Below are 9,452 nucleotides of genomic sequence, written 5' to 3'. Positions count from 1 at the left end.
TCGTTGCGACGATCGAACCCGGCGAATGCAAAAACTACTTCGCAAACGCCGGATACGCTTCCGTCAAAACGTGAAAGACTCTAGGGAACGACTGAAACGCGGATCTCGTAGATGTCGACCGACTTGCCCTGCTTGTCGAAGTCGGAATTGATGGCGATGGTGCCGGCAGCGCCCGGACGCTTGTCGGGAAAGCGCACGTCGAACAGATATTCGTTGCGCTCGCGACCGACCGCATAGCGCTTGCGGCCGCAGTCGCCGAGTTCGCCGAAATTGCAGTCGACGGAAATCTGCGTCTCCTGGCCCTCCTCGGAGCGTGCGATGATGTCGAATGTGGCATGCTTGCCGGCGATCCTCTCCAGCACGCCTTGCCCGACGTCGAAGCTGATGGCCGAGCCGGATGCACCCGAGCGGATGCGCAGGAAGGAACCGCTTTCGTCCTGGATAACGTCGGCCTTGGCGTCCGACGGTGCATTGACCTGCGTCGGGTCACCCGGCGAAAACACGTTGATCCAGTCGCGCGCCTGGTCCTGCTCGCCCTGCTTCGGCGGCGAAGCGGTGTCGTCCGGCGTGAAATCATCGCCATCGACCGTTGGCGGGGCTTCCGGTGGCGACGTGTCGAGCTCGGTCGCCGATTTGAAGACGCCGGTCTGGTTGGCGAAATAAAGGCCGATGCCGGCGGCTGCGAGCAGCGTCACACCGAAGAAGATCGCGGTCAAAGGCAGGCGCCGCCGCCTCGCCCGCCGGTCGTCGCGGTCGGGCGTCACTTCCGCGTCGTCGATTTCGGCTTCGGTCGCAGCCGAGGCCCCCATGTCGATCACCGGCGCCTCGGGAACAGGCGCGTCGGGCATGATGTCGGGGACGACCGGCAGGACGCGCGACCGGGGCGCGTCGGATTCGGGCGGCTGCGCCGGACCATCAACGACGATGTCAGGCGACGGCGCGGGCTCGGCTTCAGCTTCGGCTTCAGCCGGAGGCTCCACCGCCGGTGCTGCCTCCAAACCGTCGGTCGGCGCGGCGACGTCGGGAACCGCCGGCAGGAATTCCGATTCGATTTCGGTGATCTTCGCCTGGACCGCCTTGCGGCGCTTGATGGCGACTTCCACGGTGACGTTTGGATTGGCCTGCAGGGCACGGTCGAGTGCCGCGAAAGCCGATCGATAGACCCGCTCGCGAAACGCCCGGTCGTCGGCATTGCCTTTCTCGAAGGCATTGCGGATCGCTTTTTCGATCGCGTCCAAGCGAATTCCCTCTGCAATTTCACTCACATTGTCATGATCGTTAGCCGCAGGCGACCAATCAATCAACAAGCGAGCGGCCGCATTCTGCCTTGCAGAGGGGTACAAAACCGATTTCGGCGGTTTTCGGTAAAGGAATCAACATTTTTCGCTGATTTTCCCGCCAAGCGGCGGGCGGCCTACCGGTGCGGCAGCGCGCGACGGCATGCCGGCTCCACGCAGCGGCTCCCTGCGCCGGGCCTTGGATGAACACGAATTGCCGTCTCGAATTCGCGGCTGCCATCTTGAATTCACGGCTGGTTGCGTTTATCACCCAGCCCATCTTGGAAGCTTGGCTTCCCGGGCCGCTTTAGCTCAGTTGGTAGAGCACATCATTCGTAATGATGGGGTCAGGTGTTCGAGTCACCTAAGCGGCACCACTATTTCCCAAGGCTTTGCGGGTTTTCTAGGGGTAGAGCGAAAAACGCCCTGCCAACATCCTGCCAACAAATCTCGGCGGCGCTTTTCGCCCCTTGCCTCATGTCACCACAGGCTCGCCTCCGTCTTCTTCAATCCAAACGCGTCATCATCAGGATGCGAGCGACCCAGCGCACGATCCCGTCCGTCGGGATCTGAAGGCAAATGAGCGCAAATGAAAACCAATTGAGACACAACTGAAACACATCTGCGCGCAGGCGAAATGCACATGAAACGCATTTGGGGGGATGGTCGAGCCTCGCCAGAAAACCCAAGGAGCGTCGCCGTGACACCAGACCAGATCAGATTTGTCCAGGACAGTTTTCGCGATGTCGTCCCGATACGCGTGGCCGCCGCCGCTTGTTCTACGACCGCCTGTTCGCGATCGACGCGGATCTTCGCGCGCTATTTCCGGTGCGACATGACCAAGCAAGGCACCAAGCTGATGGCGAGCCGGGGCTTCGTCGTGCACGGATTGGACCGCGCCGACACCATTCTCCCGACAGTGCGCGAGCTCGCCAAGCGTCACGTGACCTACGGCGTCGAGGAGATCGTCGGGCAGGCGCTCATCGAGACGCTGGCGGCCGGCCTCGGCACGGCTTTTACGCCGCCGGTCCGAGCGGCCTGGGAGGCGGCCGACGGGTTGCTCGCGAGTGTGATGATCGCGGCTGCCCGCGAGGATCAGCTCGCAGCGTGACCTGCCGAGGTGCAGCCGAAGGCAACAATCCAGCCGAATAATAAATCATAAACAGAGGAGAACACGATGTTAAGACATACAGCCCTTGCAGCGTTTTGCGTGGTGGCAAGTTCCGAATCTGCCGGCGAACTCACGGCCCTGAAGGGTGGGACCATCGATCTCGGCGGCTTTCACGGCGTCGTTTACTATACGGAGACGGATGACAGCTATCGGGTGGTCACCACGATGGCGGCGGGCGAAGAAAGTTCGCCTGTACGCTTTGTCACAACCCTCACCGAGGGCCAGGCGCTCGTGATCTCGGTCCCGGGCGAGTTGGCGGGTCCCGGCCAGGCACTCGAAATCTCGCGCGCCGAAGGCAAGCTCGTTGTCGCGAAGGTGGAGACCACCCAATAAAGGCTGAACATAGAATGATCGGTAATGGGTCGCGTATACGGGTCACGCAAGCGGCCTTTTTGAGGACACTAAAACCCCGGCCTCTCGCGCCGGGGTTTTCGCTTCAGGGAACAGACAAACAACCCTGCCGCCGTTCGGCTGGCAGACGGCTACAATCGCTTGCGCCTGCCAGCTCGGTGGCGGTCAGGCCACCTTTGCCAAGATCTTGGCCATATCTGCCGTGTCGAATGCCCTCAATGTCTGGGTTCTGACGTTGCCTAGCGATGCGATCGATAAGGCAAGTGCGGTGGCAGCGATATCGTCGTCGGCTTCGGCAATCGCCACGACATCATATTGACCAAGCGTCCACAAAAGCGTGTGAACCTTAATCCCGCTCTTGCTGGCCATCGCCTTGAAGGCGTCGGCACGCTTCTGCGTATCCTTGATGCTCTTGATACCTTGGTCTGTGAAATTCGACAGCAATACGAAGTAAGCCATTGGTTCCTCCCATGATGGGGAGTGTGCGGGCGCTCACGGCGCGTCCGCCGTCTCCCGGAACTATGATAGCACGAGCCGGGTGCGCGAACCACAGGCGGCAACCAATGCCCGAGTGGCCGCCGCACCAGTTTTTCACCGATCAGCTGGAGGAGGCGGGGTCGTTTACTGCAGCGACGCCACGGTCTTGAGCGCGCCGTCGAGCATGTCGCCCTTCTCGTCCTTCAGCGCGGCTTCGCGCAGGCGCCGGATCCAGTCGGCGGCGTCCGGACGGCCCTTGAGCAGGTCGAGCGCCGACAGCACCCGGTCGAATTTCGACTGCGCGCGGGCATGAGTGTCGCTGTAGCCCTTGATCAGCCGGCGGCAGTTGAGGATCTCGACGGCCAGCGCATAGTCTTCCCTGACATGGCCGAGCGCCAGCGCGTACCAGCGTTCGATATGCGCAGTCTCGACCTTGTGGCGCAGCAGCCGGCGGCGCCAGCGGCGCAGGCCGCCGATGAACCACAAAGCGGCAAAGCCGGCGAAGCTGTCGGTACGGATGTGGCGGCCGCGGTTGATGCGGCGGTCGAGGAAGGCGGCGAGCTTCGGCCGGTCCTCGATGTAGCTGCCGAGCCCGGCCGGCAGCGTGCCGCAGAATTCCTCAATGCGCGGATGGAAATATTCGGTCACCTGCAGGACCGAGCCCTCCTTGACGCCGACCTCGCGGCGTACGCGTCGGTCGCGGCTCGAGCGCGTCTTCAGGTCGGCGACGCGGATCATGTCGTCGTAGCACATCGCGTTGGCCAGATGCTTAGCGGCGGCGATCGACAGCGCGTAGTCATGGGCAGCACTGTCCAGGACGACCGCCCGGTCGAGCCTGTCGAGATACTCGCCGCCATAAGCGATGTCCTGGTAGTCGACGACTTTTTTCAGGCCGCGAAGCGCCATGTCGCGCGCGGGTGCAGGCAGCGTGGCAACGCGTGCCGCCAATTGTTGCCAGCCCTTCAACAGGCTTTCCGGACCGCTGACTTCTGTCGCCGCGCCCGAGCCGGTTTCAGCGGCCGCCGGCTGTTCAGTTTTGTCGCCCGAAGGCGCACTCGCGATGCCGCGCGCCCGATTATAGGCGGCGCCGAAGGCGGCGAGGCTGGCCTTCACACCGCGGCCGCCGGCACTGACCGCCTGCTCGTAGCTCTCGCGTGTGAACGGCAAGGCATCGGAGCCGGCCAGCGCGCCGAGCAGGCTGGCCGAGATCATCGAGCCGTTGTCGGCGGCGATCTTCTCCATGTCGAAGGCGATGAAGCGCTTGGCCGCGGCTTCCGCCGTGGCATGCACCTTGGAGGACGAGGCGCGACCGTCGCCAGGCTCGATCTTCTCCGAGACCGCGGCAATGCGGTGCGACGAGGCGATCAGCGTCGTGCGCTCGGGCGTGACGAAGCCGCGGATGATGGCGCGGCCGGCCTCCATCAGTTCGGCGGCGATCAATATATCGACATCGCCCTGCGACGGCGACAGCGCGAAGACCGGCAGGCGTCCGGTGTCGCGGCACATCTCGACGTAATAGATGGTGGCGCCGGTGCGCTGGGCGACGCCGGCGACCGAGGTCGATTGCGCGACGTAGCCGTTGCGCTCGGCAACGTCGGTGATCCAGTCGGCCAGCACGCCGCCGCCCTGGCCGCCGACCGCCAGCACGGCAAGCTTGATGACGCGCTCGTCGTCCGGCGCGCCGGCCTTGGAACGGGTTGATGGGACAGCGTCAAGCATCGGCGAATATCAGGCGCCGGCTTTCACGACGCCGCTGCAAGAGGCCGATCGTAGCGCGGCGAGCGGCTTCAAGGAAACGGTCCCAGCGGCTCGGATTGTGCACGACATCGGCGCGGTAGAAGGACGGGCAGAGCACCGCCGCGTCGGCGACCTCGCCGCAATTGCCGCAGCCGACGCAGCTCTGGTCGATATGCGCCACCGGATCGTCGCGTAACGGATCGTCCAGCGACTTCACCGACAGCGACGGGCAGCCGGAAAGCCGCATACAGGCATGGTCGCCGGTGCAGATATCCTCGTCGACACCGAATTTCGGCTTGACGATGCGCGTCCCGCCCTCGATGGCCTTGTCGACCAAGGGCTTTTCGCGGCGCTGCCGATTGAGCATGCATTCGGACGAGGCGACAATGACTTTCGGGCCCTTTTCGTCCGTCGTCAGCGCCTCGCGCAGCGTGGCTTGCATCTTGGTTACGTCGTAGGTGCGGTCGATGTGGCGCAGCCATTTGACGCCCATGCCCTTCACCGCCTCGGTGATCGGGTGCTTGGTCGACTTGGTCTTGTTGCCGGCGCGGGACGACAGGATGTCCTGCCCTCCCGTCGCGGCCGAATAGAAATTGTCGACGATGACTATGACGCCATCGTTCTTGTTGAACACCGCATTGCCGACCGAGGAGGTCAGGCCGTTGTGCCAGAAGCCGCCGTCGCCGACGAAGGAGATCGAGCGGCGCTTGGCATCGGGCGAATTGAACGCCGAAGCCGAGGCCGGCCCCAGCCCGTAGCCCATGGTGGTGGCGCCGAGCTCGAAAGGCGGCATGATCGAGAACAAATGACAGCCAATGTCGGAGGCGATGTGGTGCTTGCCCAACTCCTGCTCGACCAGCTTGGTGGCGGCGAAGATCGGCCGCTCCGGGCAGCCGACGCAGAAGCCGGGCGGACGGCCCGGGACGACGTTGATCAGGTCGGCGGTGTCGAGCCCGTCGCCGATCTTGTTCGGTGCGCGGACTTCGCTCGGCAGCAGATGCGGGATGGTGGCGCGCAGGAACGATCCGATGCCGTCGAGCATCACCTGGCCGGTGTATTCGCCGGCCATAGGCAGATGTTCCTTGCCGACGAGCTTGGTGCCGCGCCCGGCCTTGTGCAGCATCGCGGCAAAGGCCTGCTCGATGTAGTTGGGCTGGCCTTCCTCGACGACGAGCACGGCGTCCTTGCCTTCGCAGAAAGACAGGAATTCGTCATCGACCAGCGGGTATACGGCGTTGAGCACATAGAGCGGCACGTCGGTGTCGCCATAGGTGTCGGCGAGGCCGAGCCGCTGCAGCGCCCGGATGACCGAATTGTACATGCCGCCCTGCATGACGATGCCGACCGAGCCGTGCTCCGGGCCGAAAAACTCGTTGATCCTGTTGGTGCGGATGAAATCCACCGCCGCCGGCCAGCGTTTCTGCACCTTCTCCCTCTCGTGCAGGAAGGACGCGGGCGGCAGCACGATGCGGCCGGTGTCGCGGCGCGGCGCCTCGAGGGCATCGGCGACCGTCATCGCCGGGCGCTTGTTGTCCTTGGCGATGAAATGGCCATGGACGTGGCAGCAGCGGATGCGGACCTGCAACATGACCGGCGTGTTGGAAACTTCGGACAGCTCGAAGCCGTCCTCCACCGCCTTGACGATCGACGGCAGGTTCGGTCGCGGGTCGAGCAGCCAGACCTGGCTTTTCATGGCAAAGGCGTGGCTGCGCTCCTGCATGATCGAGGAGCCTTCGCCATAATCCTCGCCGACGATGATCAGTGCACCGCCGGTGACGCCGCCAGACGCCAGGTTGGCCAGCGCGTCGGAGGCGACATTGGTGCCGACCGTCGACTTGAAGGTCGCCGCACCGCGGATTGGATAATGCACCGACGCGGCCAGCATGGCGGTGGCGGTCGCTTCGGAGGCGCTCGCCTCGAAATGCACGCCGAGTTCGCCCAGGATATCCTGCGCGTCGGCCAGCACGTCCATCAAATGGCTGATCGGCGCGCCCTGATAGCCGCCGACATAGCCGACGCCGCATTGCAGCAGCGCCTTGGTGATGGCGAGAATGCCTTCGCCGGAAAACTCCTCGCCGGCGCCGAGCCTGAGCTTTTCGACTTCCTTGGCAAAAGACCGTTCGGCCATTTTGGGCTCCTTCCGTTGCCGCCCGTGTGGCGGCGCGTAAGATCGTCAGATGTCGTGCTTGCGAATGTTCTTCAGCATCTTCTGCAGCGTCGCGATCAGCGCCGCGTATTCGGCATCGTCGATGTCGTCGAACATAGTCTCGAAAGCGTCGTGCATGGCTGGCCAGGCGCGCGCGAATTCGGCGCGGCCATCGTCGGTCAGGAACACATGGCGGATCCGGCTGTCGGTGACCCCCTGCTCGCGCCGAACAAACCCTTGTCCCTCCAGCGTGTCGAGTGTCCTGCTCAAGGTCGACTGCTCGATGACAGTATAGACCGAGAGATCGTTGACGGTGGCGCCATCGGTGACCGACAATACGGCTAGCGTCCGCACCTGCGGAATGGTCAGGCCCTGCTTGCGGAAATTGTCGCGCAAGGTGGCGTTGTAGCGGCCCATGATGCGGTTCATCAGATAGGGCGCGAATTGCTGCAGGCCGATCTGGCCCAAAGTCGAGATGCGCTGGCGCTTTTCAACCTTCTGTTCCATCACAGACTCCCCGCCAGGAGAAAGCCGGAGCCGCCGCCCAGCCCGGCGCCGGGATGGGTCGAGGCGCCGATGTGGTAGAGTCCCTTGACTCCGGTGGCGTGATTGCGGCTCGTCTTGAACGGCCGCCACAGGAACGACTGGTCAATAGTCGAGGAGCCGCCATAGGGATCGCCGCCGACCAGATTGATGTTCATCGCTTCCAGGTCGGCCGGCGAATAGGCGCGACGTGCGATGACGCTGTCCTTGAATCCTTCGATATGGCTGGCGAGGATCGCTTCGGCACGGTCGGCATAGGCTTCGCGCAGCGCCTCGGTCCAGTGGCCATCCGCAGGCGTCTCGAGCTTGCCGGCCGCATCACCCTTGATATTGCGAGGCGCCTCGGGAAGTTGAAGCCACAGGATCGCCTTGCCGTCTGGACAGCGCGACGGGTCGAGCGCGTGCGGCTGGCCGACGCAGATGGTCGGCACCTCCGGCAGCATGCCGCGCACGGCCTGGTTGCAGGCCTCCGACACCCCGTCGAGCCCTGGCGTCAGATGCAGCAGTGCGACCTTGTCCAGGCCCTCGCCGCGCCATGCCGGCGGCTTGTCCAAGGCATAGTGGATCTGGAAATTGCCCTTGCCGTAGCGGTATTTTTGCGCTGCCTCGACGTCGGCTTTCGGAGCCGCGTCGCCGAGCAGCCGCTCGTAGAGCTGGGTCGGCGTGACCGAGCAGATAACGCTCTTCTTCGCGTTGATCGTTTCGCCCGAAGCCAGCCGCACACCGGTGGCGCGGCCTCCGCTCTGGACGATGGAGGCAACGTCCCCTTCGGTGCGGATCACACCGCCGCGCTCCTTGATCAGCGCTTCGAACGCGGACAGCAGGTTCTTGGCGCCGCCCTTGACAACCGGCGCGCCGGCGGCTTCGAGTGCAAAGGCGATAACCCTAGCGATCTGGCCCGAAAACGCATCTTCGGGCCCGAGGCCGGCATGCAGCACCCAGGGGGCCCAGAGCGCGCGCATGATTTCCGACTGGTAGGTGCTTTCCAGCCAACCGCGCGCCGGCACCAACGCGCTGCCGAGAAAGGCGGCAAGGCCACGCGGCCCGCGCCGCCACGCTTCGCCCGCCAGCAGCCTGGCCGTTGGGTAGGACCACAGGTTGCCACCGAGCAGCCCGAACAGCAGACCGGCGTTGCGCTCGATCTCGCCGACATCGCTGCCGTGCCGGTCGCCGTCACCCGCGGCGATTGCATTGATCGCCGCTACATTGGCGGTACGGTCGGTGCGCAGGGCGGCATGGCTGCCGTCCGGGCGCAGCACGCCGGTCGGCGTGGAGGTGTTGCAAAACTCCAGGCCGTGCCGCGCCAGATCCTTGCCCAGCGCCGCATAGGCCGGTGAGGTGATGAACAGGACGAAGGTCGTCGCCATCACGTCGTGGATGAAGCCGGGCGCTGTGATTTCTTCGGTGCGCATGCAGCCGCCGATGCGGTCGTTGCGCTCGAGCACCAGCACCTTCGCCCCCTTGCCGCCAAGCATCGCCGCGCAAACCAGCGCGTTGATGCCGCTGCCGACGATGATGTGATCGGGAGCGCTCATCGACGATTGCTCCCGGTGAGCGGAAGGTGGAATTCATTTGCGCGGGCTGGCGTTCCTGCGCGCCCCCCTCTGTCCTGCCGGACATCTCCCCCTCTAGGGGGGAGATTAGCGGCTTCGGCGCTCCGCTCATTCCTACGACGTTGAAGATTGGCGAAGGCAGTATCGACGGCCGATCTCCCCCCTAGAGGGGGAGATGTCCGGCAGGACAGAGGGGG

At 64.3% G+C, this 9,452-nt stretch carries 8 protein-coding genes and 1 tRNA gene; 3 read left to right on the top strand and 6 right to left on the bottom strand.

Annotation, left to right across the window (positions count from 1 at the left end):
* Positions 1–80: 80 nt before the first annotated feature.
* A complete protein-coding gene (locus NKH70_RS32035) occupies positions 81–1,238 on the bottom strand; it encodes a hypothetical protein (protein ID WP_352721741.1) in 1,158 nt (385 codons plus the stop codon).
* A 340-nt stretch (positions 1,239–1,578) separates the two neighbouring features.
* On the opposite strand from NKH70_RS32035, the gene NKH70_RS32030 reads away from it, so the two are divergent.
* The 3 genes from NKH70_RS32030 (at position 1,579) to NKH70_RS32020 (ending at position 2,781) form a co-directional block, all read left to right on the top strand.
* Positions 1,579–1,654, top strand: a tRNA-Thr gene (locus NKH70_RS32030).
* A gap of 323 nt (positions 1,655–1,977) precedes the next feature.
* Complete coding sequence (locus NKH70_RS32025) at positions 1,978–2,388, top strand: globin domain-containing protein (protein ID WP_502908445.1); 411 nt, start codon at positions 1,978–1,980, stop codon at positions 2,386–2,388.
* A 66-nt stretch (positions 2,389–2,454) separates the two neighbouring features.
* Entirely contained in the window at positions 2,455–2,781 is a 327-nt protein-coding gene (locus NKH70_RS32020) for a hypothetical protein (RefSeq protein ID WP_352721742.1), read from the top strand.
* A 183-nt stretch (positions 2,782–2,964) separates the two neighbouring features.
* Here the strand turns inward: NKH70_RS32020 and NKH70_RS32015 are convergent, their stop codons facing one another.
* From NKH70_RS32015 to NKH70_RS31995, 5 genes are all read right to left on the bottom strand, one after another.
* On the bottom strand, positions 2,965–3,258 hold the full coding sequence (locus NKH70_RS32015) for a GYD domain-containing protein (protein WP_352721744.1): 294 nt from the start codon (positions 3,256–3,258) through the stop codon (positions 2,965–2,967).
* 162 nt (positions 3,259–3,420) lie between these two features.
* On the bottom strand, positions 3,421–4,995 hold the full coding sequence (locus NKH70_RS32010; protein WP_352917064.1) for an indolepyruvate oxidoreductase subunit beta family protein: 1,575 nt from the start codon (positions 4,993–4,995) through the stop codon (positions 3,421–3,423).
* Positions 4,988–7,141 (bottom strand): thiamine pyrophosphate-dependent enzyme, encoded by a 2,154-nt coding sequence (locus tag NKH70_RS32005; RefSeq protein WP_352721747.1) that lies wholly within the window; start codon positions 7,139–7,141, stop codon positions 4,988–4,990. Before NKH70_RS32005 ends, NKH70_RS32010 begins: the two co-directional genes overlap by 8 nt.
* A 45-nt stretch (positions 7,142–7,186) precedes the next feature.
* Positions 7,187–7,666, bottom strand: a complete 480-nt coding sequence (locus NKH70_RS32000; protein WP_352721748.1) for a MarR family winged helix-turn-helix transcriptional regulator — start codon at positions 7,664–7,666, stop codon at positions 7,187–7,189.
* Positions 7,666–9,237 carry a phytoene desaturase family protein gene (locus NKH70_RS31995; protein ID WP_352721750.1) on the bottom strand — a complete coding sequence of 524 codons (1,572 nt, stop codon included), beginning with the start codon at positions 9,235–9,237 and terminating at the stop codon, positions 7,666–7,668. Before NKH70_RS31995 ends, NKH70_RS32000 begins: the two co-directional genes overlap by 1 nt.
* Between the last annotated feature and the right edge of the window lie 215 nt (positions 9,238–9,452).

The organism is Mesorhizobium sp. M0991 (assembly GCF_040318915.1).
Taxonomy (GTDB): domain Bacteria; phylum Pseudomonadota; class Alphaproteobacteria; order Rhizobiales; family Rhizobiaceae; genus Mesorhizobium.
The sequence above is the reverse complement of the archived record's forward strand: the minus strand, read 5'-3'. Positions and strand labels throughout refer to the sequence as shown.